The organism is Tersicoccus solisilvae (assembly GCF_014643255.1).
GTDB classification, from domain to species: Bacteria; Actinomycetota; Actinomycetes; order Actinomycetales; family Micrococcaceae; genus Tersicoccus; species Tersicoccus solisilvae.
The window spans coordinates 1-24,175 of record NZ_BMJI01000009.1 but is presented as its reverse complement, the minus strand read 5'-3'; the positions used below and the strand labels follow the sequence as shown (position 1 = coordinate 24,175).

At 73.2% G+C, this 24,175-nt stretch carries 24 protein-coding genes; 12 read left to right on the top strand and 12 right to left on the bottom strand.

Features of this window, described 5'->3' with window-relative positions; translation table 11 throughout:
* Positions 1 to 45 precede the first annotated feature (45 nt).
* Positions 46 to 1,476 carry a DUF6421 family protein gene (locus IEX22_RS08830; RefSeq protein ID WP_188667979.1) on the bottom strand — a complete coding sequence of 477 codons (1,431 nt, stop codon included), beginning with the start codon at positions 1,474 to 1,476 and terminating at the stop codon, positions 46 to 48.
* Between the two features lie 123 nt (positions 1,477 to 1,599).
* Here IEX22_RS08830 and IEX22_RS08825 point away from each other — a divergent pair, with 123 nt between their 5' ends.
* Complete coding sequence (locus IEX22_RS08825) at positions 1,600 to 2,046, top strand: Lrp/AsnC family transcriptional regulator (protein ID WP_188667978.1); 447 nt, start codon at positions 1,600 to 1,602, stop codon at positions 2,044 to 2,046.
* A 16-nt stretch (positions 2,047 to 2,062) separates the two neighbouring features.
* On the opposite strand, the gene IEX22_RS08820 is transcribed toward IEX22_RS08825, so the two are convergent.
* From IEX22_RS08820 to IEX22_RS08810, 3 genes are all read right to left on the bottom strand, one after another.
* Entirely contained in the window at positions 2,063 to 2,452 is a 390-nt protein-coding gene (locus tag IEX22_RS08820) for a PRC-barrel domain-containing protein (RefSeq protein ID WP_188667977.1), read from the bottom strand.
* 108 nt (positions 2,453 to 2,560) lie between these two features.
* Positions 2,561 to 3,526 carry an N-acetylglucosamine kinase gene (locus tag IEX22_RS08815; protein ID WP_188667976.1) on the bottom strand — a complete coding sequence of 322 codons (966 nt, stop codon included), beginning with the start codon at positions 3,524 to 3,526 and terminating at the stop codon, positions 2,561 to 2,563.
* Positions 3,527 to 3,566: 40 nt separating this feature from the next.
* Positions 3,567 to 4,025: a DUF1801 domain-containing protein gene (locus IEX22_RS08810; RefSeq protein ID WP_188667975.1), complete on the bottom strand. Its 459-nt coding sequence runs from the start codon at positions 4,023 to 4,025 to the stop codon at positions 3,567 to 3,569.
* A 109-nt stretch (positions 4,026 to 4,134) separates the two neighbouring features.
* Here IEX22_RS08810 and IEX22_RS08805 point away from each other — a divergent pair, with 109 nt between their 5' ends.
* A complete protein-coding gene (locus IEX22_RS08805) occupies positions 4,135 to 5,100 on the top strand; it encodes a magnesium and cobalt transport protein CorA (RefSeq protein WP_188668042.1) in 966 nt (321 codons plus the stop codon).
* 43 nt (positions 5,101 to 5,143) lie between these two features.
* Positions 5,144 to 6,301, top strand: coding sequence for a phosphatase domain-containing protein (locus IEX22_RS08800; RefSeq protein ID WP_188667974.1), 1,158 nt, complete (start codon positions 5,144 to 5,146; stop codon positions 6,299 to 6,301).
* Between the two features lie 85 nt (positions 6,302 to 6,386).
* Here the strand turns inward: IEX22_RS08800 and IEX22_RS08795 are convergent, their stop codons facing one another.
* From IEX22_RS08795 to IEX22_RS08785, 3 genes are all read right to left on the bottom strand, one after another.
* Positions 6,387 to 7,763 carry a glucose-6-phosphate dehydrogenase gene (locus IEX22_RS08795; RefSeq protein ID WP_188667973.1) on the bottom strand — a complete coding sequence of 459 codons (1,377 nt, stop codon included), beginning with the start codon at positions 7,761 to 7,763 and terminating at the stop codon, positions 6,387 to 6,389.
* Positions 7,764 to 7,881: 118 nt separating this feature from the next.
* On the bottom strand, positions 7,882 to 8,835 hold the full coding sequence (locus IEX22_RS08790) for a CHAD domain-containing protein (RefSeq protein WP_188667972.1): 954 nt from the start codon (positions 8,833 to 8,835) through the stop codon (positions 7,882 to 7,884).
* The gene (locus tag IEX22_RS08785; RefSeq protein WP_188667971.1) at positions 8,835 to 9,653 is read right to left on the bottom strand and encodes an aspartate dehydrogenase domain-containing protein; all 819 of its coding nucleotides are present in this window, start codon (positions 9,651 to 9,653) and stop codon (positions 8,835 to 8,837) included. The genes IEX22_RS08790 and IEX22_RS08785 overlap by 1 nt, the downstream gene beginning before the upstream one ends.
* Positions 9,654 to 9,731: 78 nt before the next feature.
* Between IEX22_RS08785 and IEX22_RS08780 the strand changes: the two genes are divergently transcribed.
* A complete protein-coding gene (locus IEX22_RS08780; RefSeq protein WP_188667970.1) occupies positions 9,732 to 10,397 on the top strand; it encodes an alpha-ketoglutarate-dependent dioxygenase AlkB family protein in 666 nt (221 codons plus the stop codon).
* Between the two features lie 148 nt (positions 10,398 to 10,545).
* Here the strand turns inward: IEX22_RS08780 and IEX22_RS08775 are convergent, their stop codons facing one another.
* The 3 genes from IEX22_RS08775 to IEX22_RS08765 form a co-directional block, all read right to left on the bottom strand.
* The gene (locus tag IEX22_RS08775; protein WP_188667969.1) at positions 10,546 to 12,612 is read right to left on the bottom strand and encodes an NAD(+) synthase; all 2,067 of its coding nucleotides are present in this window, start codon (positions 12,610 to 12,612) and stop codon (positions 10,546 to 10,548) included.
* 67 nt (positions 12,613 to 12,679) lie between these two features.
* Positions 12,680 to 13,705, bottom strand: a complete 1,026-nt coding sequence (locus IEX22_RS08770) for an LLM class flavin-dependent oxidoreductase (protein WP_188667968.1) — start codon at positions 13,703 to 13,705, stop codon at positions 12,680 to 12,682.
* A 33-nt stretch (positions 13,706 to 13,738) separates the two neighbouring features.
* The gene (locus tag IEX22_RS08765) at positions 13,739 to 15,154 is read right to left on the bottom strand and encodes a phytoene desaturase family protein (protein ID WP_188667967.1); all 1,416 of its coding nucleotides are present in this window, start codon (positions 15,152 to 15,154) and stop codon (positions 13,739 to 13,741) included.
* A 167-nt stretch (positions 15,155 to 15,321) separates the two neighbouring features.
* Between IEX22_RS08765 and IEX22_RS08760 the strand changes: the two genes are divergently transcribed.
* From IEX22_RS08760 to IEX22_RS08735, 6 genes are all read left to right on the top strand, one after another.
* On the top strand, positions 15,322 to 16,764 hold the full coding sequence (locus IEX22_RS08760) for a lipase maturation factor family protein (RefSeq protein ID WP_188667966.1): 1,443 nt from the start codon (positions 15,322 to 15,324) through the stop codon (positions 16,762 to 16,764).
* A gap of 60 nt (positions 16,765 to 16,824) precedes the next feature.
* Positions 16,825 to 17,154: a hypothetical protein gene (locus tag IEX22_RS08755; RefSeq protein WP_188667965.1), complete on the top strand. Its 330-nt coding sequence runs from the start codon at positions 16,825 to 16,827 to the stop codon at positions 17,152 to 17,154.
* A gap of 4 nt (positions 17,155 to 17,158) precedes the next feature.
* Positions 17,159 to 17,977: a nitroreductase family protein gene (locus IEX22_RS08750; protein ID WP_188667964.1), complete on the top strand. Its 819-nt coding sequence runs from the start codon at positions 17,159 to 17,161 to the stop codon at positions 17,975 to 17,977.
* Positions 17,978 to 18,085: 108 nt separating this feature from the next.
* Positions 18,086 to 18,634, top strand: a complete 549-nt coding sequence (locus IEX22_RS08745; protein WP_188667963.1) for an RNA polymerase sigma factor — start codon at positions 18,086 to 18,088, stop codon at positions 18,632 to 18,634.
* Entirely contained in the window at positions 18,631 to 19,257 is a 627-nt protein-coding gene (locus tag IEX22_RS08740) for a methylated-DNA--[protein]-cysteine S-methyltransferase (RefSeq protein WP_188667962.1), read from the top strand. The genes IEX22_RS08745 and IEX22_RS08740 overlap by 4 nt, the downstream gene beginning before the upstream one ends.
* Positions 19,258 to 19,396: 139 nt before the next feature.
* A complete protein-coding gene (locus IEX22_RS08735) occupies positions 19,397 to 20,452 on the top strand; it encodes a lipid II:glycine glycyltransferase FemX (RefSeq protein ID WP_188667961.1) in 1,056 nt (351 codons plus the stop codon).
* 23 nt (positions 20,453 to 20,475) lie between these two features.
* Here the strand turns inward: IEX22_RS08735 and IEX22_RS08730 are convergent, their stop codons facing one another.
* Both IEX22_RS08730 and IEX22_RS08725 read right to left on the bottom strand, forming a co-directional pair.
* Positions 20,476 to 21,240 (bottom strand): methyltransferase domain-containing protein, encoded by a 765-nt coding sequence (locus tag IEX22_RS08730; protein ID WP_188667960.1) that lies wholly within the window; start codon positions 21,238 to 21,240, stop codon positions 20,476 to 20,478.
* The gene (locus tag IEX22_RS08725) at positions 21,233 to 22,384 is read right to left on the bottom strand and encodes a type III polyketide synthase (protein WP_188667959.1); all 1,152 of its coding nucleotides are present in this window, start codon (positions 22,382 to 22,384) and stop codon (positions 21,233 to 21,235) included. Before IEX22_RS08725 ends, IEX22_RS08730 begins: the two co-directional genes overlap by 8 nt.
* A 106-nt stretch (positions 22,385 to 22,490) precedes the next feature.
* Between IEX22_RS08725 and IEX22_RS08720 the strand changes: the two genes are divergently transcribed.
* Complete coding sequence (locus IEX22_RS08720; protein WP_188667958.1) at positions 22,491 to 23,285, top strand: VOC family protein; 795 nt, start codon at positions 22,491 to 22,493, stop codon at positions 23,283 to 23,285.
* Positions 23,286 to 23,383: 98 nt separating this feature from the next.
* Positions 23,384 to 24,088: a GntR family transcriptional regulator gene (locus IEX22_RS08715; RefSeq protein ID WP_229659895.1), complete on the top strand. Its 705-nt coding sequence runs from the start codon at positions 23,384 to 23,386 to the stop codon at positions 24,086 to 24,088.
* Positions 24,089 to 24,175 lie beyond the last annotated feature (87 nt).

Genomic DNA, 24,175 nt, shown 5'->3' with positions numbered 1-24,175 from the left:
GCCCGGTCGCCTCCTCGGTCGTCGGTGGGGTCGTCCGCGGGTGTGTCAGCCGTCGGTGGCGCGGATACCGGCCGTCGACGCGATGACGTCCCTCATCTTCCTCTCCAGCGCCTCGAAGAACATCGACAGCGGGAACTCGTCGTCCATCACCAGGTCCGTGTAGCCGCGCGGCGGTCCCGCCAGCACCTCGCGGGGAAGCCCGGCCGCCCACACGGACGCGGGATTCGGGGTGACGACCGATGCGACGAGTTCGTACGCCTTGAGCCAGTGCACCGTCTTGGGTCGGTCGATCGACTCCCAGTAAAGAGCGTCGATGGCGTCGCCGAGCTCGACCACCGCGTCGGCGACCCGGTCCTCGTCGATGCTCAGTTCGACGTCGCGCCACTGGAGGACGTGCCTGCGGTGCAGCCACGCGAACAGCAGCTGACCGCCGAGCCCGTCGTAGTTGCGCACCCGGGACCCGGTGATGGCGAAGCGGAAGATCCGGTCGAGGAGCACCGCGTGCTGGACGAGTCCGGCGTGCCGCCGGGTCTGCTCCTCGAGCGCCGTGAGCTCCTCCCCCGCCGCGGACCGGGCGTCGAGCGTGCGCTGGATCGCCACCGACTCGCGGTACGCCGTCAGGTCGCAGCGCAGCTCCTCGAGCGAGTAGAGGAAGTACGGCATCCGCTGCTTGATCATGAAGGGGTCGAACGGCAGGTCCCCGCGCATGTGGGTGCGGTCGTGGATGAGGTCCCACATGACGAAGGTCTTCTCGGCCAGGTCCTGGTCGGCGAGCAGCGCCGCCGCGTCGTCGGGCAGCACCAGTCCGGTGATCTCGGTGGCGGCGGCGACGACCCGGCGGTACCGCGCGGCCTCGCGGTCCTGGAAGATTGCGCCCCAGGTGAACGGCGGGACCTCCCGCACGGCCACCGTCTCGGGAAACAGCACGGCCGCGTTCGTGTCGTAGCCGGAGGTGAAGTCGATCAGCCGCAGGGACACGAACAGCCGGTTCCCGTACTCGCCGGCCTCCAGGGCCGCGATGAACTCGGGCCAGACGGTCTCGACGATCAGGGCCTCGACGTGCCGGTCGGCGGAGCCGTTCTGCGTGGACATCGGGAACACGACGAGGTGCCGCAGGCCGTCGACGCGGTGCTGCTCGGGGTGGAACGCGAGCAGGGAATCGAGGAAGTCCGGAACACCGAAGCCGCCGTCGACCCAGCGCGCGAAGTCGAGGGGCAGGGCCGCCAGGTAGGCCTCGTCGTGAGGAAACAGCGGCGCGAGCTGCTCGATCGCGGCGACGAGCTGCTCGACGTCCGCGCGTGCGGCCGGGTGCTCACCTCGCGCGGGGATCGACCCGTCCCGGACCTGCCGCCCCTGGAGGCGGGTGGCGGCCGCCTTCAACCGGCGCCATGCCCCGGTCGACTCGACGTTGCGGGCATCCTCGACGACCTCGGGTTCGCCGATGATGGCCGGCGCCGTCTGCACAGACGTGGACATGATCAACCCTCCTGCGATCGCTGACGGAATGTTTCCGGTAGAACGACTACTCAACAGGAATATCTTCGGCACGATTCGTCGGGCTGTCAATCCGCGCCCGCCCCGGGCTGGTAGCCTGCCGCCATGGACGACCCTGTCGACGTGCGGCTGGCGGCGGAGGTCTCCCACGACCCGCGGGCCACCCTCGCCCAGCTGTCGGAGCGGGTCGGCCTGTCGGTCTCGGCGGTGCAGGCCCGGCTGAGGAAGCTGGAGAACAGCGGGGTGATCGTCGGCTACCAGGCGATCCTCGACCCGGAGGCCGTGGGTCGCCCGCTCTCCGCCTTCATCGAGATCACGCCGCTCGACCCACGGCAGCCCGACGACGCGCCCCGGCTGCTCGAACCGCTGACCGCGATCGAGGCGTGCCACTCGGTCGCCGGGGACGCCGCGTACATGCTCTTCGTGCGGGTCGCGTCCCCCCGGGAGCTCGAGGCCCTCGTCAGCGAGATCCGGCACCGGGCGTCCGTCAACACCCGCACGACCGTGGTGCTGCAGACGTTCTACGAGCACCGGCCGATGCTCTCCCCCTGACAGGCGGGGGTGCCGGTCAGCGCAGGGTGTCGCCGTCGTCGGCGCCGGGCCGGACGTACCGGTGCCCCGCGTCGGCGGCGCGCTGGTCGGCCGTCTCGCGGGTGACGCCGTAGTACCGGTAGAGGGCCTCCTCGCGGCTGCGGCCCAGGTCCTTCGCCACGTCGATCTCGGGGCTGTCCTTGAGCACGTCCGCGCTGAAGGGGACGGTGGCGCCGTCGTCGGTGTGGCCGAGCAGGCCGATGGGCACGAACGCCTGCCGCCCGAACAGCCCGGTCTTGACGGTGACCCAGGTCGGCTTGCCGTTCTCGTTGTCGAGGTAGACCTGGCCGATCTTGCCGACCTTCTCGCCGGCGTCGTCGAGCACGGTACGGCCGATGAGGCTGTCGATCCTGATGTCGGGGCTCATGTGGGCTCCTTCTCGTGGTGGGCTCGTGGTGTCATCCTCGTGCCATCGTCGCCGAGCGGGCCGGGCGGCGCAACGATGACGCGCGTCGGGCCCGCTCCGGTCGGCGGGTCAGGACTCGGTGTAGCTCTCCAGGACGATGCCGGCGGCGCGATCGGCGAGCAGCTGCAGCACCCCGTACACGGGCTCCTGGTCCAGGACCCGCACCTCCGGGCAGCCGCGGTCGGCCATCAGCGCGGCGAAGGCCCGCTGAGTGCGGGGCTGGTGCATGCCGATGCCGCTGCCGAGCACGATCGGCCCGGCGACGCCCAGCTGGCGGGCGACCTGGGTGGCGAGGTCGGCCAGGTGCTCGGCGCCGACCTGGATGATGCGCAGCGCGTCCCGGTCGCCCTCGTCGGCGGCGGTGTACACGACCGGGGACCGGGCGGCCCAGTAACGGCGGTCGGTGCCGAAGTGGAAGTGCGCGATCAGCTGCTCGGGGTCGGTGAGGCCGCACGCCTCGAGCAGCCCCGCGCCGAGCGGGCTGACCGGCTGGTCCAGGTTGAACCGGTGCAGCGCGGCGCGGGCGGCCTCGCGTGCCAGCCAGTAGCCGCTGCCCTCGTCGCCGAGCAGGTAGCCCCAGCCCCCGGCGCGGGCGGTGCGGCCCGCCTCGTTGCGCCCCCAGGCCACGGACCCGGTGCCGGCGATGACGGCGACACCGGTGCTGGTGCGGCCCGCGGCGAGGGTGAGCCGGGTGTCGTGGACGACGATCACCTCGGCGCCCGGGGCGTGGGGCGCGATCAGGTCGCGCAGCCGCTGGGCGTCCTCGGCCGTGTCGATGCCCCCGGAGCCGGCGATGACCAGGTCGGGCCGCGGGTCACCGAACGCGGCGAACAGGTCGCGCAGGCTGGCGACGGCCGTCTGCTCGCTGACCGACTGGGTGTTGGCACTGCCCGCCTGCCGCTCGTCGACGACGGCGCCGCCCCGGATCAGCAGGCCGCGCGTCTTGGAGCCGCCGATGTCCATCCCGACGACGGTCGCCGGAGGTGCCGGGGCGGCATCGGAGGCGGCCGGGTCCCGGCCGGGGGTCTGGGTCATGCCCCTACCCTACTGACCGCGGTCGACGAGACGCGGCCGGTCAGCGCCCCGCGCGGGCCTGCTCGTAGCGGTCCAGGTGCTCCTCCAAGCCGACCCGGCCCGCGAGCTCGCCCAGCAGGGCGTACGGGATCGGCGCGGTCGGGCGCAGCCGGAGGCAGGATCTGCCCAGCGACAGGGGCAGGCCCGTCTGCGCCCAGGCGCCGCGGAACCACTCGGCCAGGGCGGGATCGGCATCGAATCCCGGATGGTAGTAGGCGAGGTACTGCTTCTGGCTGGCGACGCTGAGGTAGGGCACGCCCTGCGCCGGGTTGCCGAGATAGCCGGTCGGGTAGCGGTCGAGCGGAACCACCCAGGTCGGCATCCCCCACGCCATCGTCAACTCGTAACCGGGGTCGATCCGCGCCTCGATCGCCTTGATCAGCGCGGCGACCAGGCCGCGACGTTCCGGCTCCAGTTCCGCCAGGTACGCCTCGACGGTCGGCGCCTTGCTCTGCACCACAGGGACCTCCCTCACCCGGGCGTCCGGGTCTCCCGGCCGCGGTATCCATTCTCCATCGTGATCCGCGCCGCATAATTGACCGGTGATCATCGACAATGCGGTCTACGTGATGGGTGCGCGGACCACCGAGCCGCTGGACCTCGAGCAGACGTTCGAGACCATGCGCGCCTACGGCGGGATGGGCTGGATCGGCCTGTACCGGCCCACCGAGGAGGAGATGAGCACCGTCGCCGCCGAGTTCGGGCTGCACCCGCTCGCGGTCGAGGACACGATCAACGCCCACCAGCGCCCGAAGGTGGAGCTGTACGACGACGTGCTGTTCACCGTGCTGCGGCCGGCCCGGTACGTGGACGCCGAGGAACGGGTGGAGTTCGGGGAGCTGCACGTGTTCACCGGCAAGGACTTCGTCATCACCGTCCGGCACACCGAGGCCTCCCCCATGGCGCCGGTGCGCAGCCGGCTCGAGGCCGACGGGGAGCTGCTGGCCCTGGGACCGATGGCCGTCCTGTACGCCATCATCGATCAGGTGGTCGACGACTACGGCCCCGTGGCCGACGGCCTCCAGACCGACATCGACCAGATCGAGGACCAGGTGTTCGCCGGCGACGCCGCCGTCACCCGGCGCATCTACGAGCTCTCCCGCGAGGTGATCGCGTTCCAGCGGGCCGTCCACCCCCTCGTGCACATGCTCGACCGGATCGGCTCGGGCTTCGACCTGTTCACCGTGCACAAGGAGCTGCGCCGCAACGTGCGTGACGTCGCCGACCACGTCGCCCGGGTGAACGGCCAGGTCGACGGCTTCCGGACGCTGCTGCAGGAGATCCTGCAGGTGGACTCCACGCTGACCACCAACCGGCAGAACGAACAGGCCGCCCGGCAGAACGAACAGGTCAAGAAGATCTCCTCGTGGGCGGCCATCCTGTTCGCCCCCACGCTGATCGCGAGCGTCTACGGCATGAACTTCGACCACATGCCCGAACTGCACTGGCTGCTGGGGTACCCGTTCGCGCTGACCCTGATGGTCGGCATGGGCGTGGTGCTGTGGCTCGTCTTCAAACACAACAAGTGGCTGTGAACGCCACCGACCGCCGGAGCACCGGCGCATCGAAGGAGCCCTCATGTTGAACCGGATCCGGGCGCTGCTGCGCCGGTCTCGCCCCCAGGCCCGCCCGACGGCGGCCCTGCCGCAGGCCACCACCCTGGAGGCGGGCGCACTGGACGCCTACCTGCGCGAGGCCGACGTCGAGGCCCTGCTCGGCGACGTCGGGCACCCGGTGCTGGGCACGGCCGCCCAGCGCCGGCTCCTCGCCGTCCTCACCGAGGACCGGCTCGATGAGCTGTCCGTGCCCGCGCGCGCCCGCGTCGTCGCCGCGCTGCAGACCGGCGCCACCACCGCGATCGCCGAGCGCGCCGTCGAACGCGTGTTCCTCTCGACCACGGGCGAGGAGGACCTGCGGATTCTGCGCAACCTGTGCGACGGGGACGGCACCCACCAGGACCTCGCCAAGCTGCTGTTCAGCGACATCGACGACCCGCGCATCCGGACCCGGATCCTCGACCACATCGCGGCCCACGCGGGCACCCACGGTGGAGTGAAGATCCTCTCCGACGTGGACGACACCCTGCTCGCGAACCTGAAGGACCGGATCTTCCCGCGCGGCACCATCTACCCCGGCGCCATCGCGTTCTACACGGGCCTGGACCGCGGGCCGGCGAGCACCGAGAACCCGCTGGGCGACGTCACCTTCGTGACGGCCCGGCCGTCCGATCCGTTCGGACTGTTCGAGTCGGGCACGCACCGCCTGGTCAAGGCGCGCGGCATCGGCTCCGCCACCGTGCTCTCCGGCAGCCTGCTCAACCTGTTCACGCACGGGTCCATGGCGGCGAAGAAGGTCGTCAACGTGCAGCAGTACACCCGGCTGTTCCCCGACTACGGCATCGTCTTCGTCGGCGACAACGGCCAGGGCGACGTCGAGGTCGCCGAGCGGATCGTCGCGCAGTGGCCGGACGCGGTGCGCGCCGTCTACATCCACGCCGTCGTGCCCGCGACCGAGGCGGAGCGGGACCGACTGGCGGCGCTGGGCATCACGCTCATCGACACGTTCGTCGGCGCCGCCGTCCACGCCCGCGGCCTCGGCCTGCTCTCGGCGGAGCAGGTGCGGGAGGTGGCGGCCGACGCGCGGGCCGCTCTCGACGCGGTGCGGTTCGCCGACGCCGAGGCGGAGCGGCTGGCCCGCGCCGAACTCGATCGGGACCTGGCCGCCGTCACCCCCTGACGCCAGGTCGTCAATAGATGTTCGAAAGGGCCGTTCCGCCACCGCGGTCAGAGCATCTATTGACGAGCTGGCGGATGGCGGCCTGTCAGCCCAGCGGCGTCCAGGTGGCCGGGCCCTTCGAGCCGGCCGGGTACGACTGCAGCGGCACCGCGTCGTCCTTCCACGCGGCGCGCACCGCGTCGACGATCCGCCAGCACTCCTCCGCCGCGTCACCGCGGATGGAGAGCATCGGGTCGGCGTCGAGCAGCCCGCTGAGCACCTCGCCGTAGGCCAGCAGTTCTCCCTCGCCGAACTCCGCCGTGAACACGGCCTGGTCGAGGACGAGCGGGTCACCCGGGCCGTTGATGTTCACGTTCAGTTCCATCCGGTCCGGTCCCATGCTCAGGCGGAGCACGTTGGCCGGCCGGTCACCGCCGAAGCCGGTGGGCACCTCGGGCACCGGGCGGAAGGTGATGACGATCTCGGACCGCTTGGCCGCGAGCGCCTTGCCCGACCGCATCGTCAGCGGCACACCGGACCAGCGCCAGTTCTGCACCTCGACGGTGAGCTCGGCGAGCGTCTCGGTGTGGTGCGCGGGGTCCACGCCGCTCTCGTCCTTGTAGGCGGGCAGCGTACGGCGGCCGATCTTGCCCGCGGTGTAGCGGGCCCGGCGGGAGGAGGCGACCGGGTCGCCGCCGAACACGTGGGTGGCGCGCAACGCCGTCGCCGTCGCCGCCCGGACGTCCTCATGGTCGAGGGTCGCGGGTGCCTCCATGGTGACGACGGCGAGCACCTGCAGCAGGTGGCTCTGGATCATGTCGACCATCGCGCCGGCGGTGTCGTAGTACCGGGCGCGGCCCTCGAGGCCGAGCTGCTCGTCGTAGACGATGTCGATCTTCTCGATGTGCTCGCGGTTCCACAGGGGTTCGAACACCCGGTTGGCGAAGCGCAGACCCAGCAGGTTCAGCACGGTCGACTTGCCGAGGAAGTGGTCCACCCGGAACACGCGCTCCTCGGGGACGAGCCGCGCCAGTTGCTCGTTCAGGGCGCGCGCGCTCTTCTCGTCCGTGCCGAACGGCTTCTCCAGGGCGAGGACCGTGCCGTCGGGCAGCCCGGTCTGCTCGAACAGGGCGCAGCACTGCGCGGTGATCGCCGGGGGCAGGGCGAAGTAGAACGCCGGGGTGCCCGTCAGTCCGTCGACGAGTCGCTGCACGTCGTCGCGGTCGGTGACGTCCGCCCGCACGTAGGTGGCGTGCTTGATCAGGTCCGTGACCGCGGCGCCCTTCGCGGAGCTCGTCTCGAAGGAGGCCTTGAGCGTCTGCGCGAGCTTCGCGTCGTCCCAGTCCTCGGTCCCGACGCCGATCAACCGCAGCTTCCGCTTCTTCTCCCGGGTGAGCAGTTGGCCGAGGGCCGGGAGCAGGAGCCGGGAGGACAGGTCGCCGGTGACGCCGACGATGACGAGGGTGTCGATGCTCTGGGCCATACGGCCACCCTAGACGCCCGCGCTGGGCAGGGACCGGGCACGCGCCGGACACGCGCCCGGCGTCGCCCCGTGCGGCGGGACCGTGAGCGCCATGCGTCCCGTGCGTGAGGGTGGACGGTCAGGCGAGGGCGTCGCGCAGCGCCCGGCGCGCCCGGTGGTACTTCCGCAGCGCCGTCTGCTGCACCGCCCGCTCCGCGCCGGCGAGTTCTCCGGCCGCGAAGGCGACCGCGGTGCTCACGGCACGGCGACCGGTCGCGGGCCGGGCCTCGACCGCCGCACGGATGAAGGCGGCCAGGCCCACGCTGTCGTGGTGGGTGCCCAGGTGCTTCTGGATGCGGTGGGCGGCGTCGACGACGTCCTGCCGTCCGGGCGGCACCGCGACCTCGTGCGCGGTGAGCTCCTCGATCGTGTAGCGCAGGCGCTTGGCCTTCTTCCGCACCTCGTGCAGGGCGGTCGCGGCATCGGCCGGTGTCGCCCGCTTCGCCTTCCGCGCGAGCCGCAGGACGTGGGCGGCCTGCGCGTCGATAGTGCGGGCGAACGCGGCGTCGACGTCGTCCCGCGCGCCCGAGCCGGTCGCCGCGTGCGTAAGAGGGGCCTCCCCGGCGGCGGTGGCGAGCGCGGTGAGCACCGCGGTCAGGGAACCGGGACCGTAGCCGTCCAGGAGCGCGATCGCCGCGACACGATGCTGCTGGTAGTCCTCGGCGGCGGTCTCGGCGAGGATGCGGCCGGCCTCGACGACGGCGCCCCGCCCGGCGGCGTCCGCGTCGCCGGCGAGACGCTCGGCGACCAGCTCACCGTTCACCTCGGCGTCCCGGGCGAGGCCGAAGGCGCGCGCCGTGTCCCGCAGCCGCGTCGTCAGGGCCGGCAGGTCGAGTGCCGCCGCCGCGGCCACCGGTTCCAGATCGGTGCGGAACGCCGCCAGCACCGACCGGAGGCGGCGCAGCGTGACCCGGTACTGGTGCACGGCGTCCGGGGCGTCCTCCCGCACGCCCCGCTCGAGGTCGACCAGGGCGGCGGTCTGCGCGGTGATGACGGCGGCGAGGACTCCGCCGAGCGTGGGGGTCGCGGGCATCAGGCGAACCTTCCGGACGGGCGGGCGAGCGAGGCGAGGGCGGCGAGCATGGCGTACGGGACGAGCGCGCTGCTGGCGGGGTTGTCCGGGTTCGGGTCGTTCTCCACGGTGCAGTGGAAGCGGCCCGCGTCGCTCACGGCGCTGATCCGGTGGGTGGTGCGGGTCGCGTCCGGGTCGGCCACCATCCGCACGGTCACCGCGCCGGGGTCGCCCACGGCCAGGCCGACGGCGACGGCGACGTTGGCCGAGCGCGGGAACAGATCGATGACGTCGGCGGCGGTTCCCTCGAAAGCGACGACGGGAGCGGCCGCCGTCGCCAGCGCGTCCCGCTGCGCGGGGTCCATCCACGGCTGCAGCAGTGACGTGGCCCGCTTCGTGCTGGTGATGGCGACGTCACGCAGTCCGCCCGCCTGCCGATGCGCGGTGAGGACGTCGAGACCGCCGATCGCGCCGGTGGTCAGCAGCAGCCGGCCGGGTCCGGTGGTGAGCCGGCGGGCGGCGTCGGGCTCGTTCAGCGCACCGATCGAGGCGAGCAGCAGGGTGCGGCCGGCCGCGATCACGGCGGGCCCGAGCTCGCGAGCGGCCGCGACGGACGCGCATTCGACGACGACGTCCGCCGCGGCGATGCCCGTGTCGAGACCGACCACCGGGACGCCGGCGGCCGTCGCGCCCCCGCGGCCGCCGCTCCGGGTGATGACGGCCACCAGTTCCGCGCCCTCGACCGCGCCGGCGGTGAGGCGCTCGGCGAGCACGGAGCCGATCGCGCCGTGGCCGAGCAGGGCCACGCGCAGGGGACGGTCTCGGTGCGGATCCGTCATCGCTCGCTCCCTCCCACCGGTCCTGCCCCCATCCTGCCGCACGTCACCCGGCCGCGCGTCGGCGGTAGCGTGGCGGTCGTGGGTGAACTCTTCGGTGACGACCTGGTCCCGCGCGAGCCCCGGGAACTGGCCCCGGGGGCCGTGCACGTGCCCGGCTGGCTGTCCGCGCACCAGCAGCGGTGGCTCGTGGACCGGTTCCGGGAGTGGACGGCCGGGCCGGTTCCGCTGCATTCCTCGGTGGTGCGCGGCCATCCGATGAGCGTGCGCACGGTGTGCCTGGGCTGGCACTGGCGGCCCTACCAGTACACGCGGGAGGCCGTCGACGTGAACGGCAACCGGGTGCTGGACGTGCCGGACTGGATGGTGCGCCTCGGCCGGTCGGCGCTCGATGCCGCCCGCGGGCCCGGTGCCGGCACGACCTACACGCCGGACACGGCGCTGGCGAACTTCTACGACGACGACGCGACGATGGGCATGCACCAGGACAAGGACGAACGCTCGCGCGCGCCCGTCGTCTCCCTCTCCCTCGGCGACACCTGCCGGTTCCGGTTCGGCAACACGCAGACCCGCACCCGTCCCTACGAGGACGTGGAGCTGCGCTCGGGCGATCTCTTCGTCTTCGGCGGCCCGGCCCGCCTGGCCTACCACGGCGTCATGCGCGTCTTCCCGGGCACGGCCCCGGCCGACTGCGGCCTCGACCGCGGCCGCATCAACATCACCCTGCGGGAGACCGGGCTGAGCTGACGGCGTCGGTGTGGCCCGGACATCACCCCGCCGTCGCCCGCAGAAATCGAATACTCGACGTGGAAGGGGCATCGAGAATCGCGGATGTGTCATCCGGAGGCCAGGGAAACGACCATTCGGCAATGTTCGACCGGCGTCGCCGACGCCGTCAGGCCTTGGGCACCTCGCGGTCGAGCGCCGCGAGCCACGCCTTCGCCGACACGTCGGACGGCATCCGCCAGTCGCCGCGCGGGGAGAGCGACCCCCCGGCGACGACCTTCGGGCCGTTCGGCAGGGCGGAGCGCTTGAACTGGTAGGTGGCGAAGCGGCGCAGGAACACCTCCAGCCAGTGCCGGATCTCGGCCAGGTCGTAGCCGCGGCGCTCGTCCTCGGGGTAGTTCGGGGGCCAGTCCCCGGCGTCGGGATCGGCCCAGGCGTGGTGCGCCAGGTAGGCGATCTTGCCCGGCCCGTAGCCGCGACGCATCAGGTAGTAGAGGGCGAAGTCGTGCAGGGCGTACGGGCCGATCGACGCCTCGGTGCTCTGCGGCTTCTCCCCGTCCTTCGTCGGGATCAACTCGGGGCTGATCTCGGTGCCGAGGATGGACGTGAGCACGTCACCGGTGTGCTCGTCGACCCGGCCCGAGGAGACCACCCAGCGGATCAGGTGCTGCATCAGCGTCTTGGGCACCCCGGTGTTGACGGCGTAGTGGGACATCTGGTCCCCGGCGCCGTAGGTGCACCAGCCGAGCGCCAGCTCCGAGAGGTCGCCGGTGCCGACGACGATGCCGCCGCGCTGGTTGGCCAGCCGGAACAGGTAGTCGTAGCGCAGGCCGGCCTGCACGTTCTCGAAGGTGACGTCGTACACCTCCTCGCCCTCGCCCGCGGGATGGCCCATCTCCTGCAGCATCTGCCGCGCGGTCGGGCGGATGTCGATGGTCTCGAACGTCACCCCGAGCGCCTCGGACAGCAGCTCGGCGTTGGACCGGGTGGCCGCGCTGGTGCCGAAGCCGGGCATGGTGAACGCGAGGATGTCGGTGCGCGGGCGGCCCAGCCGGTCCATGGCCCGGGCGCACACGAGCAGCGCGTGGGTCGAATCGAGCCCGCCGGAGACGCCGATCACCGGCTTCGTCGTCGGGCCGATGGCCCGGAGCCGCTGCTCCAGGCCGGCCACCTGGATGCTGTAGGCCTCGTAGCAGTCCTGCGCGAGCCGGGTCTCGTCGTCGGGCACGAACGGGAATCGGTCCAGCGGCCGCTTCAGGCCGATGTCGGTGCGCGGCGGGTCGAGGCGGAAGTCGACGGTGCGGTGCGTGCCGACGATGTCGTCGCGGCGGGTGGTGCCGCGCTCGACCAGCGTGCGCCGGTTGTCGTCGAACGTGCCCTGCCGGTGGCGCTCGGCCACGAGCCGGTCGAGGTCGACGTCGACGACGGTGGCCCGGGGGCCGTCGGGGAACCGTTCGGTCTCCCCGAGCAGGTCGCCGTTCTCGTAGACGAAGGTCTGGCCGTCCCAGGACAGGTCGGTGGTGGACTCGCCGTCGCCCCCCGCGGCGAACAGGTACGCGGACAGGTACCGGAAGGAGGCGGACCGGGCGAGCAGCTTGCGGTCCTCAGCGCGGGCGACGGTGATCGGGGAACCCGAGAGGTTGGCGTTGACGGTGGCGCCCGCGAGCGCGGCCTCGGCCGCCGGCGGCACCGGAACCCACATGTCCTCGCAGATCTCCACGTGCAGGGTCAGGTTCGGCACGTCGACGGCGGTGAACAGCAGGTCGGGGCCGAAGGGTGCCGTGTGGCCGGCGATCGTGATCTCCCCGCGCACGTCGTCGCCCGGCGCGAACCACCGGCGCTCGTAGAACTCCCGGTAGGTCGGCAGGTACGACTTGGGCGCCACCCCGAGCAGCCGGCCCCGATGGACGACGGCCGCGGCGTTGTAGACCCGATTGCGCCAGGGCACCGGCAGGCCGACGACGAGCACGGGCAGCAGCTCCGCGCTGCGGTCGATGATCGTGCGCAGCGCCGCCGCGGCGTCGGCGAGCACGGTCGACTGCAGGAACAGATCGTCGATGGAGTAGCCGGTCAGACCCAGTTCGGGGAAGATCGCCACCGCGACGCCGTCCGCGCTGAACCGCTCCGCCTCCGCGAGCACGGCCGCCGCGTTGGCGGCCGGGTCGGCGAGTGTCACCGGCAGCGTGCAGGCGGCCACCCGGGCGAACCCCTGGTGGTAGGCGGAGGCGAAGGTCACGTGGTCTCCCGGTGTGCTCGGTGGTGAACGATCGGCTTTCAGCCTAGCCACCGGCGGGGGAACGCCGTCAGCCCGCCCGCACTCGCGGAGCGACCTCGGCGCCGTACAGCTCGATGCAGCGCATCAGGTTCTCGTGCGGCAGGGTGCCCATGCTGTACTTCAGGTCGAACCGGGTGAGGTCGAGGTCCGCGGCGGCCTGCCGGACGCGGCGCGCGACCGTCTCCGGGCTGCCGACGAACAGGGCTCCGCCGTCGTCGCACTGGGCGTCGAACGCCGTCCGCGACGGCGGGGGCCACCCCCGCTCTCGCCCGATCACCGCGTGGTGCGCGCTCCAGTGCGGCCAGAACTCGTCGCGGGCCTGCTCGTCGGTCGCGGCGACGTACCCCGGGCAGTGCGCGGCGACCGGGGTGTCCGCCGGGTGCCCGAACTCGGCGAGCGCGCGGCGGTACAGGTCCCGCAGCGGCGCGAAGGCGGCGGGCCGGCCGCCGATGATGGCGAACTCGACCCGCAGGCCGTAACGGGCCGCCCGGATCACGGACTCCGGGCTGCCGCCGACGCCGACCCAGGTGGGCAGCGGACCGTGCTCGGGTTCCGGGTACACGTGCTGCCCGGTCAGCGCCGCGCGAGTGCGCCCGGACCAGCTGACCGCGCCACCCGCCCGGATCCGCGTCAGCAGGTTCAGCTTCTCCTCGAACAGGTCCTCGTAGTCCTCCAGCTGGAAGCCGAACAACGGGAACGACTCGATGAACGACCCGCGGCCCAGCACCATCTCGGCGCGGCCGGACGAGAGGGCGTCGAGGGTGGCGAACCGCTGATGCACGCGCACCGGGTCGTCGCTGGAGAGGACGGTGACGGCGGAGCCGAGCCGGATCCGCTCGGTGCGGCCCGCGATCGCGGCGAGCACCACCTCCGGGGCGGAGATGGCGTAGTCCGCGCGGTGGTGTTCCCCGACGGCGATGTAGTCGAGGCCGAGCCGGTCGGCGAGCTCGGCCTCGGCGAGCACGTTCCGCAGCACGACGGCGTGCGGCAACGGCTCGCCGTCCGGTCCGGGCTGCACGTCGCCGAAGGTGTTCAGTCCGAGTTCGAGGGCCATGCGCTCATCCTCGCAGGGAGGCGGCGCCGGGCGTCAGCGCCGCAGGGACGCCAGCGCGCGGGTGGCCGCGTTGTACCCGCACATGCCGTGCACGCCCCCGCCGGGCGGGGTGGCGGCCGAGCACAGCCACACCCCGTCGATCCCGGTCGCGTACGGGTCGACCGAGATCCGCGGGCGGGCGAGCAGCTGCAGCAGGGAGTTGGCCCCGGTGATCACGTCGCCGCCGGCGTAGTTGGGGTTGTACCGTTCCCAGTCGGCCGGCGTCGTGACCGCCATCCCGACGATGCGATCCCGGGTGCCCGGCGCGAACCGCTCGAGCTGGCCCAGCATCGCCTCGGTCGCGTCACCGGTCCAGGCGTGGGGGACGTGAGCGTAGGCCCAGACCGGATGGACGTCGCCGGCCGAGCGCGTGGGGTCGGCCAGGTACTGCTGGCCCACCAGCATGAACGGCCGCTCCGGCATCCGCCCGGCGTAGGCGGCCTGCTCGGCCGCGATGATCTCGCGCGGCTGCCCGCCGACGTGGACGGTGCCGGCCCGCGCGCAGTCCGGGTTGGTCCAGGGCACACCGCCCTCGACGGCAAGGTCGAGCTTGAACGCCGCGGGCGCCCGGCGGAACCGCTGGTAGGCGCGGCGGACCCGCGGCGGGAGCGCGTCGCCCGCCAGCCGCGCGGCCACGTCGGGCGCGACGTCGAGCAGGACGGCGTCCGCCGGCGGCAGCTCGGCCAGGGAGCGGACCGGCCGGCCGGTCTCGACCCGCCCGCCGTGGTCGAGCAGGATGCGCGCCAGGGCGGTGACGACCGCCGCGGAGCCGCCCTCCGGCGTCGGCCAGCCGACCCGGTGGCCGGCGGCGACCAGGGTGACGCCGACCGCGGCGGTGCCCGGCCGCGTGAGCGGGTGGATCATGTGCGCGGCCACGCCGAGGAACAGGGCACGCGCCTGGGGTGTCCGCAGCGCGCGGGCCAGCAGCGCCGCCGGCTGTGCCGCGAGCGCCCCGAACCGGGCCAGCGTCAGCGGGTGCCGGGGCACGCGCAGCATCGGCTGCATGATGTCGGCGAGGACGTCGTCGAGTCGCTCCGAGACCGGGCCGAACAGCCGGCGCCAGGCCGGTCCGTCCACACCGAGACCGGCGCAGGTCGCCTCGATCGACCGCTCCATCACCGCGGCGCTGCCGTCGTCGAGCGGGTGCGCCAGGTCCACCGGCGCCCACCGCCAGGTGACACCGTGCCGGTCCAGCTCCACGTCGGCGAAGAACGGTGCGGCCAGGCCCATCGGGTGGTACGCCGAGCAGTGGTCGTGCAGGACGCCCGGCACGGTCAGCTCGCTCGTGCGGGTGCCGCCGCCGATGGTGTCGGCCGCTTCGAACACGGTCACCTGCACGCCCGCCCGGGCGAGGGTGACCGCGGCGGCCAGCCCGTTGGGGCCGCTGCCGACGACGATCGCCGTGGTCATGCCCCCATCCCACCACACCGACGTGACGCCCGGCGCCCGTCCAGACGTCGATCCCTGTCGTTCCCGGGACGGCGATCCGGCGGACCGTGACATGTCGCGGTGTGCGGAAGGATCGGGACGGCACGATGCTGACGGCGTCGTGCGCGGCCCGGACGTAGGCTGGTGCCGTGGAGTGGTTCTCCGCGGACGACTACTGGTTCGCGCGGCTGCTGTTCCTGCGGGCTCTGGCCGCCGTGTACCTCGTGGCGTTCGCCGTCGCCCTGAACCAGTTCCGGGCCCTGCTCGGGACGGACGGCATGCTGCCCATCCCCCGCTATCTCGCCCGGGTCCCGTTCCGGCGGGCGCCCAGCATCTTCCACTGGCACTACTCGGACCGCTTCTTCGCCGGCACCGCCGTCGTCGGCGTCGTCCTCGCCGCCCTCACCCTCGTCGGGGTCACCGAGGCGCTGTCCCTGCCGGCGACGATGGCGGTGTGGTTCGTGCTGTGGGCGCTGTACCAGTCGATCGCGAACGTCGGCCAGACCTGGTACGCGTTCGGCTGGGAATCGCTGCTGCTGGAGGTCGGGTTCCTCGCGATCTTCCTCGGCAACGCCGCCACCGCCCCACCGTTCCTGCTGCTGATCGCGCTGCGCTGGGTGCTGTTCCGGCTCGAGTTCGGCGCCGGCATGATCAAGATCCGCGGCGACACGTGCTGGCGGGACCTGACCTGCCTGCACTACCACCACGAGACGCAGCCGATGCCGGGCCCGTTCAGTTGGTACTTCCACCACCTGCCCGCCCCGCTGCACCGGGTGGAGGTGGCCGGGAACCACGTGACGCAGCTGGTCGTGCCGTTCGCCCTGTTCCTCCCGCAGCCGGTCGCCGGGATCGCCGCCGGCGTCATGATCCTCACCCAGCTGTGGCTGGTGATCAGCGGCAACTTCTCGTGGCTGAACTGGATGGCCATCGTCCTCGGGCTCGCGGTGCTGCCCGACGGGTTCTGGCGGGCGCTGCTCGGGTTCGGGAGTCCGCCGCCGACGACGACGCCGCTCTGGTGGGCGGTGCTGGTGGTCGCCGTGACGGTCCTCGTGCTCGTCCTCTCGTGGGCCCCGGCGAAGAACCTCGTCTCCCGGCGGCAGGCGATGAACGCCTCGTTCGACCGGCTGCACCTGGTGAACACCTACGGCGCGTTCGGGTCGGTGACGAAGATCCGGTGGGAGGTGGTCGTCGAGGGCACCGCCGACCCGCACCCGGGGCCGGACAGCGCCTGGCGGGAGTACGAGTTCAAGGGCAAGCCCGGTGACCCGCACCGCAGACCGGCGCAGTTCGCGCCCTACCACCTGCGGCTGGACTGGTTGATGTGGTTCGCGGCGCTCTCCCCCGGGTACGCCGAGCCGTGGTTCACGGGCTTCGTCGCCCGCCTGCTCGCCGGGGACCGCGCCACCCTGAAGCTGCTGCGACACAATCCGTTCCCCGACGAGCCACCCCGGTACGTGCGGGCGCGGCTCTTCCGCTACCGGTTCACCACCCGCGCCGAGCGGCGGGCCACGGGCGACTGGTGGGTCCGCGAGCCGCAGTCGACGTTCCTGCCACCGGCCTCGCTGCGTGGCGCGACCGGTGTGGCACGATGAGATCGACCCGCCGCCAGTGCGGATGGCGGCGCAGGTCAGGCGCCGTTCGAGAGGAGAACCGTGGATCTTCCCCGCACGCTGGTGACCGTCGCGGCCGCCGCATACGCCGCGAACTGCGCGCTCGGCGCCTCGGTCGCCGCCCGCTGGATCGACACCTCGAACGTGCGCTGGGTGCACCACGGCCTCTACATCGTCACCAGCGTCACCACCGCGGTGGCCGCCGTCGTCGCCGGTGCCGCCCGCTCCCCCGCCGCGATCGCCCTCGCCCCCGCCGTCGTCCCGCTCGTCCTGTTGCAACGGCACGGTGCCCGCCCGCTGCCCCGTCACCGCCGTGACGCCCTCGCCGCGGCCCCCTGCTACGCGGCCGGCCTCGCGCTGGCCTGGAGGTGAATCCGTGGAGTTCCTCGACGCCGTGTTCAACCGGCGCACCACCAACGGCCCGTTCCGGCCGGACCCGGTCAGCCCCGAGCACCAGCAGCTGCTGATCCGGGCCGCCGCCTCCGCGCCGTCGCAGTTCAACAGCCAGCCCTGGCGGTTCGTGCTGATCGAGGACCGCGCCACGATCGAGACGGTCGCCTCGATCAGCGGCGAGAGCATGACCGCGGTGATGAGCGCCGGCACCTTCTTCGACCGGTACAAGAAGTACTTCCGGTTCAGCCAGAAGGAGATGGACGCCACCCGCAGCGGCATGTTGTTCGACAAGATGCCGGCCCTGCTGCGCCCGTTCACCTCCCGGGCGTTCACCCCGTCGGGGCAGAGCCTGATGAACAAGCTGCACGTGCCGCAGACCCTCGGCGAGGAGAACCGGAAGCTCGTGGCCGGCTCCCCCCTGCTGATCGGGGTGATGCTCGAACGCGGCGAGTACCGGCCCGGCGAGCTGTCCGGGTTCTACTCCGTGTTCAGCATGGGCGCGGCCGTGGAGAACCTGTGGCTGACCACGGTGGAGCTCGGCATGGGCATCCAGTTCGTCTCCTTCCCGATGGAGGCGCCGGAGAACTGGAAGCGGATCATCGACATGCTCGCCGTGCCGGACGACCTCGAGTTGATGGCCGTCTACCGGCTCGGTTACCTGCCGGAGAAGAAGCACCGGCCGGCCATCGACTGGTCCAGCAGCGAGCGCAAGCGACCCTCCCAGTTCGTGTTCCGCGAGACCTGCGCGACGCCGCAGCTGGGCTGGGACGACGACGTGCGCCCGGGCGCGGCCGCGTCCTGACGGCGTGCCGGTGAGCGGCGTCCCGGTGAGCGGCGTCCCGGTGAGCGGCGTCCCGGTGAGCGGCGGCGCGGACCTCACGAATCCCGCCGCTGCGGCGTCTTCGTGGTGATGAACAGTTCCCCGGGGACGGGCCGAGCCCCCTTCGAGACGGTCGTGACCGAGCACGGCGCCACCGTGCTGCGGGTCTGCCGGGCCGTGCTGGGCCCGCACGCCGACGCCGACGACGCGTGGGCGGAGACGTTCCTCGCCGCGCTGCGAGCGTGGCCGGAACTGCCGGTGGGCGCCAACGTGCAGGCGTGGCTGGTCACGATCGCGCACCGCAAGGCGATCGACGTCATCCGGGCCCGGGGCCGGCACGCCGTGCCGGCGGACCGGTTGCCCGAGCGGCCCTCCCGGCACGGCAACCCCGATCCCGCCCGGCCCGACCTGTGGGCGGCCCTGGCGGCCCTGCCCGAGAAGCAGCGGCTCAGCGTCGTCCACCATCACCTGGGCGGGCTGCCCTACCGCGACGTCGCCGCCCTGGTCGGCGGCACCGAGGCGCGCGCCCGCCGGGCCGCGGCCGACGGCGTCGCGGCGCTGCGCCGGCTGCTCGCCGACCCCGAGGCCGACGCCTCCGCCCGCCCCTCTTCCGCTCGCACCCGAAGGGCAGCCCGATGACCACCAGTCCCACCCCCGACACCGTCGACCCCGTCGTCACCGCCCTGCGGGCGGTCACCACGGGGACCGACGCCGAACTCGCCGGGCTGCACGCCCGCCTCGAGGCCGCGGCCACCGGCGACCTCGACGTCGCCTACCGCACCGTCGACAGCCCCGTCGGTCCCCTGATGATCGCCACCACCGACGCCGGCCTGGTGCGCGTGGCCTTCGCGGTCGAGGACCACGACGCCGTGCTGCAGCGCCTGGCCGACCGGATCGGGCCGCGGATCCTGCGCTCGCCACACCGGCTCGACGCCGCCGCCCGCGAGATCGACGAGTACTTCGCCGGGCGGCGCCGGAGGTTCGATCTGCCGCTGGACCTGCGCCTCTCCGCCGGCTTCCGCCGGGCCGTGCAGGAGTACCTGCCGGCCATCGGGTTCGGCGGCACCGCCTCCTACGCCCAGGTGGCGACGGCCGTCGGCAACCCGACGGCGGTGCGGGCGGTGGGAACCGCGTGCGCGACCAACCCCCTGCCCCTCGTCATCCCCTGCCACCGGGTACTCCGCTCCGACGGCAGCCTGGGCGGTTACATCGGCGGCCTCGACGCGAAGCGGGCCCTGCTCACGCTCGAGTCCGCGGCCTGAGGACCGACGGCGCCGACCCATCCGATCACACGGGGCGCTCCGAACACCTCTCGGGCGGCCGCCGCTCGACTAGAGTGAGACGGCCGCGACGACGCACGTCCGCGAGTCGGCCCCGCCAGGCCCTTCGAGAAACGAGACGATGGACACCATCCTCCAGGAACCCGCCTGGCTTGCCGTGCAGCGGGACCTCGGTCACGACGTGCTGGACCTGGACGGAACCGGGTGGCACGCCCGCGCCGTGCTGCAGCGGCGCCGGATCGGCTCGTTCCTCTACTGCCCGTACGGCCCGGTCGTCGAGGACCCTGCCGCGTTGCCCGAGGCGATCGCCGCGCTGACCGCGCAGGCCCGCCGTGCCGGCGCCTGGTTCCTCCGGCTCGAGCCCATGCCCGCCGGCGACGGGCTCGACGTCGGCCGCGCCCCGTCCGTCGCCGCCCTGCGCGCGGGCCTGGCGCAAGCCGGCGGCCGGCAGAGCCCCAGCGACGTCCAGCCCCGACGCACCCGGCTGATCGACCTGCGCCGCCCCGCCGAGGACCTGCTGGCCGACATGACCGGCAGCATCCGCACCATCCACCGCAACGGGCACAAGAAGGGCCTGACGGTCGAGGCCAGCCAGGATCCCGCCGACATCGCCATCCTGCTCGGCTTCCTCGAGGCCACCGCCCACCGCAAGGGCATCCGCACCCACCCCGAGCGGTACCTGCGGCAGGTGGCCGAGACGCTGATGCCCCGCGACGCGGCCCGGCTCTACGTCACCCGGCAGCACGGCACCCCGGTGTGCGCGGCGCTCGTCTACGACTCGCCCACGGTGCGCACCTTCGCCCACGCCGCCGTGCCCGCCGAGCACCGACGGCTGCGGCCGAACCAGCCGTTGATCGTGCAGGCGATCCTGGACGCCCGCGAGCGTGGGCAGCACACCGCCGACCTGTTCGGCATCGCCCCCACCGACGACCCGCACCACCCGTGGGCGGGGTTCACCGCCTTCAAACGCTCCTTCGGGGGCGTCGACGTGGACCACACCGGCACCTGGGACCTGCCCGTCCGGTCCGCGACCTACGGTCTCTACCGGCAGACGCGCCAGGCCCTCGACGCCTCGCGGCAGGGCCGGCGGCGGATGCAGCACGCGCTGGCGGCCGCCCGCGCCCGGGTCGCGGCCCGCGTCACCACCCCGTCGTCGGCCGGCGCGCCGACGCGCTGACGCCCGAGGGCAGGCCCGTCCGGTCAGACCGGGCCGGGGCGGTCGGTCCCGGAACGCTGCGTCTCGTGCACGGCGAGCAGCCGGAAGAACCGCTGCCGCTCCACCCGCCAGCCCGCCGGCACCATCGCCGCCAGCTCGGCGGGCCGGTAGCTGCGCCGGATCGAGAGCAGCCCGTCGAACCGCAGGAACGTGCGGACCCGCGCGACCGGCAGCGTGCCGATCCAGTAGAGCAGCCACGCCGCACGGCTGCGGCGCAGGTCGTTGTGCACGGCCACCCCGGCGGTCAGCGCCGCGGTGTCGGCGAGCAGACCGGACAGCTCGGCGGCGCCCAGGTGGTGCAGCACGTGGTTGGACACGACGACGTCGAACCGCTCCCCCGTCGCCACCAGCTCCCCGCTCGCGGCGGCCCGGTAGGTCAACCCGGCGTCGCCGTCGTGCGCGGACGCCCAGGCGTGGGCCCGCGGATCGGGGTCGATGGCGGTGACGGCGACGTCGATCCCGTCCCGGGCGGCCCGGCGAGCGAGGGACCGAGCCACGTCCCCGCCGCCGGCGCCGACGTCGAGGACGGTCGCCGGCCGGCCCGCTGCCGCCGCCGTGCGCAGCACCGGGCGCAGCCGCTGCCGGTACACCGGCCCCCAGGCGGCGACCAGCGGGTTCACCACCCCGAACAAACGGTAGGTCGTGGCCAGGGCCACCGGGTCGCAGTCCGGGTCGTCCATCAGCTCCGGTTCACCCCCACTGCGCCGCCGCAGCAGCGGGTCTTGCCGGCGACGACGCGGCTCAGGCATCGGGTGGCGCCGCGTCCGCGGCGGTCAGCGTCAACAGCGCGCTCTCGATGCTCAGCCCCGGCCCGAACGCCAGCGCGGCGACGGTCCCGGTGGCACCGGAGCGGCGGAGCCGGTCCAGGACGAAGAGGATGGTGGCGCTGGACATGTTGCCGGCGTCGGCGAGCACCCCGCGGGACGGCGCCATCTGCTCCCCGGTCAGGCCCAGCCGGCTCTCCACCTTGTCGAGGATGCTCCGGCCGCCCGGGTGCACCGCCCACAGCGGGACGGTGTCGGCGTCGACGCCGGCACGCCCCAGCAACGGCGCGAGCGCGTCCGTGACGTGGTCCTCGATGATCCTGGGGACGTAGGTGCCCAGGATCATCTCGAAGCCCTCGTCACCGATGCTCCAGGCCAGCGCCTCCTCCCCGGTCGGCGCCAGCGTCGTCTCGAAGTCGACCAGGTCAAAGCCCGGCGCTCCGCCGCGGACCTGCCGGGCGGTGACGATCGCCGCCGCGGCCCCGTCGGCGAACAGGGCATTGCCCATCACGGTGTTCGGGTCGTTGCGCACGTGCAGGTGCAGGGTGCACACCTCGACGCAGACGACGAGCACGACGGCGTCGGGGTCGGCGATGCAGGAGGCGGCGGCCGTCCGCAGCGCCGGGAAGGCCGCGTTGCAGCCCATGAAGCCCAGGTGCAGACGGGTGACGTCGGGGCGCAGGCCGAGGTCCTTCGCCACCCGGACGTCCGGGCCGGGGGCGAAGAAGCCGGTGCAGGAGACGGTGATGACGTGAGTGACGTCCGCCGGAGCGAGTGCCGGCGCGACATCGTCGAGCGCCGCACGTGCAGCGTCGACGAACAGCCGCGACGCCTCGACGGTGTAGACGGCGTTGCGAGCCCCGGTGGCGGGCGACCCGAGCGCACCGGTCGCGGGGTCGAGGAAGTGAGCGGTGACCGGATCACCGTCCGCCGCCTCCCGCGACTGCGCGCCGAGCTCGGCGAGCACGGTGCGGCGGGTGCGCACCCCCGCGCCGGCGAACGCCGTCCGGACCAGCCGGGAGCCCAGCCGGGTCATCCCGGGCTGGGTCGCGAAGAGCTCCGCCACGTCGTCCTGGTCGATCGCGGTCTCGGGCAGCCGGGTCGCGATCGTCAGCAGGCGGACAGTCATGCCTCATGGTAGGCACGATGAGCACTGGCCCCCGACCGGGTGATCTGGAACGATCGAGCCAGAGGTATGGGCTGCGTCACCATCCGACGGAGAGGGCCGAATCACCATGCCGGTACGTCACGAGCCGTGGCCCGAGGGGACGCCCTGCTGGATCGACGCCCAGGTGGAGGACGTGTCGGCGGCGGCGGACTACTACCGCGGCCTGTTCGGCTGGACGGTCGAGGACGCCGGAGAGGCCGCCGGCCACTACCACCTGGCCCGGCTCGACGGGGAGATCGTCGGCGGGCTCGGCCCCAAACCGGCCGACATGCGCGACGGCCCCGCGACCTGGACCACCTACCTGGCCGCGGACGACGTCGACGCCACCGCAAGCCGGATCACCGCGGCGGGCGGCCAGCTGCTGATGCCGCCGTTCGACGTGATGACTCAGGGCCGGCTGGCCGTCGCCGCGGACACGACGGGCGCGGTGTTCGGCGTCTGGCAGGCGGGCCGGCGCAGCGGCATCACGCGCTACAGCGAGCACGGCGCCGACGTGTGGAACGAACTGCACACTCGCGCGTACGACGACGCCCGTGCCTTCTACGCCGCCGTCTTCGGCTACCACTACCGGGACGTCGGCGACGGTGCGGGCTTCGTCTACTGCACGTTCCACCCGGCTCCGGACGCGCGGGAGATCGGCGGGATCTCCGCCTCCGCCGGTGCGGGCTCCGCCCCGGACCACTGGCTCACCTGGTTCGCCGCCGACGACGTGGACGCCACCACGGAGCGAGCCGTCGCGCTCGGCGCCACGGTGCTGGTCCAGCCCGGCGACAGTGGCTTCGGCCGCCGATCCGTCGTCACCGGCCCCCAGGGTGAGGTGTTCGGACTGATCACGACGCCACCGGCGGCCGCGACGGACTGACCGCCCGCCCGGTCGCGCGACGCCGGACCCGCACCGGTCGACCGCCGATACTATTGTCAACAATGATGTCTGGCGATCTGGGGCGGAAGGGGCATCGCGTGCGATCCGAGGAGACCGAGGTGCGACGCGGCGCGGAGGCGAAGGAGGTCGTCGTCGACGGCGTCCGCGCCGCCATCCTGAACGGGGAGATGTCGCCCGGTCAGCGCCTCGTCGAGGCCGAACTCACCGAGGCGTTCGGCGTGACCCGTGGCAGCGTCCGCTCCGCCTTCGCCGACCTGGCCGCGGAGGGCCTCGTCGAGCGCATCCCCAACCGCGGCGTCCGGGTCCGCCGGGTCTCCGTGGCCGAAGCCGTGGCGATCCTCGAGTGCCGCGGTGTGCTCGAGGGCCTGATCGCCGCGCGGGCCGCGATGCGCGTCGACGCGGACCAGACCGCGCAGCTGGAGGAGATCGGCGACGCCATGCGGGTCGCCGTCGCCTCCGGGGACGTCCTGACGTACTCGCGGCTGAACTCGCGGCTGCACGCGGCCGTCTCCGAGATCGGAGCCCAGCCGGTCGCCGCCGACCTGATCAGCCGACTGCGCTCCCAGATCGTGCGGCACCAGTTCCAGCTCTCCCTGCGCCCGGGCCGGCCCCAGGTCTCCCTCCCCGAACACCTGGCCATCATCGACGCCGTCGTCGCGCGCGACGCCGACGCCGCCGACCGGGCAGCCCGCCGTCACGTGGAGAGCGTCATCGCCGCCCTGCAGCAGGACGAGACGGCCCCGGCGGCCGGCGGGAACCCGGTCGAGGTGGGCGTCGACTGATATGTAGTCGTTCCTGTCAAGGGGGCAGGGTGAAGCGGGGCCCTTCCTGGCCGGGGAGGGCCCCGCTTCGTCGTTCACGGGGTGGTG

What these genes read in the sequence shown, in the direction of transcription:
- IEX22_RS08830 (WP_188667979.1), bottom strand. Translation starts at nt 1,476, where the DNA reads ATGTCCACGTCTGTGCAGACGGCGCCGGCCATCATCGGCGAACCCGAG.
- IEX22_RS08825 (WP_188667978.1), top strand. Translation starts at nt 1,600, where the DNA reads ATGGACGACCCTGTCGACGTGCGGCTGGCGGCGGAGGTCTCCCACGAC.
- IEX22_RS08820 (WP_188667977.1), bottom strand. Translation starts at nt 2,452, where the DNA reads ATGAGCCCCGACATCAGGATCGACAGCCTCATCGGCCGTACCGTGCTC.
- IEX22_RS08815 (WP_188667976.1), bottom strand. Translation starts at nt 3,526, where the DNA reads ATGACCCAGACCCCCGGCCGGGACCCGGCCGCCTCCGATGCCGCCCCG.
- IEX22_RS08805 (WP_188668042.1), top strand. Translation starts at nt 4,135, where the DNA reads ATGGGTGCGCGGACCACCGAGCCGCTGGACCTCGAGCAGACGTTCGAG.
- IEX22_RS08800 (WP_188667974.1), top strand. Translation starts at nt 5,144, where the DNA reads ATGTTGAACCGGATCCGGGCGCTGCTGCGCCGGTCTCGCCCCCAGGCC.
- IEX22_RS08795 (WP_188667973.1), bottom strand. Translation starts at nt 7,763, where the DNA reads ATGGCCCAGAGCATCGACACCCTCGTCATCGTCGGCGTCACCGGCGAC.
- IEX22_RS08790 (WP_188667972.1), bottom strand. Translation starts at nt 8,835, where the DNA reads ATGCCCGCGACCCCCACGCTCGGCGGAGTCCTCGCCGCCGTCATCACC.
- IEX22_RS08785 (WP_188667971.1), bottom strand. Translation starts at nt 9,653, where the DNA reads ATGACGGATCCGCACCGAGACCGTCCCCTGCGCGTGGCCCTGCTCGGC.
- IEX22_RS08770 (WP_188667968.1), bottom strand. Translation starts at nt 13,705, where the DNA reads ATGGCCCTCGAACTCGGACTGAACACCTTCGGCGACGTGCAGCCCGGA.
- IEX22_RS08765 (WP_188667967.1), bottom strand. Translation starts at nt 15,154, where the DNA reads ATGACCACGGCGATCGTCGTCGGCAGCGGCCCCAACGGGCTGGCCGCC.
- IEX22_RS08745 (WP_188667963.1), top strand. Translation starts at nt 18,086, where the DNA reads ATGAACAGTTCCCCGGGGACGGGCCGAGCCCCCTTCGAGACGGTCGTG.
- IEX22_RS08740 (WP_188667962.1), top strand. Translation starts at nt 18,631, where the DNA reads ATGACCACCAGTCCCACCCCCGACACCGTCGACCCCGTCGTCACCGCC.
- IEX22_RS08735 (WP_188667961.1), top strand. Translation starts at nt 19,397, where the DNA reads ATGGACACCATCCTCCAGGAACCCGCCTGGCTTGCCGTGCAGCGGGAC.
- IEX22_RS08730 (WP_188667960.1), bottom strand. Translation starts at nt 21,240, where the DNA reads ATGCCTGAGCCGCGTCGTCGCCGGCAAGACCCGCTGCTGCGGCGGCGC.
- IEX22_RS08725 (WP_188667959.1), bottom strand. Translation starts at nt 22,384, where the DNA reads ATGACTGTCCGCCTGCTGACGATCGCGACCCGGCTGCCCGAGACCGCG.
- IEX22_RS08720 (WP_188667958.1), top strand. Translation starts at nt 22,491, where the DNA reads ATGCCGGTACGTCACGAGCCGTGGCCCGAGGGGACGCCCTGCTGGATC.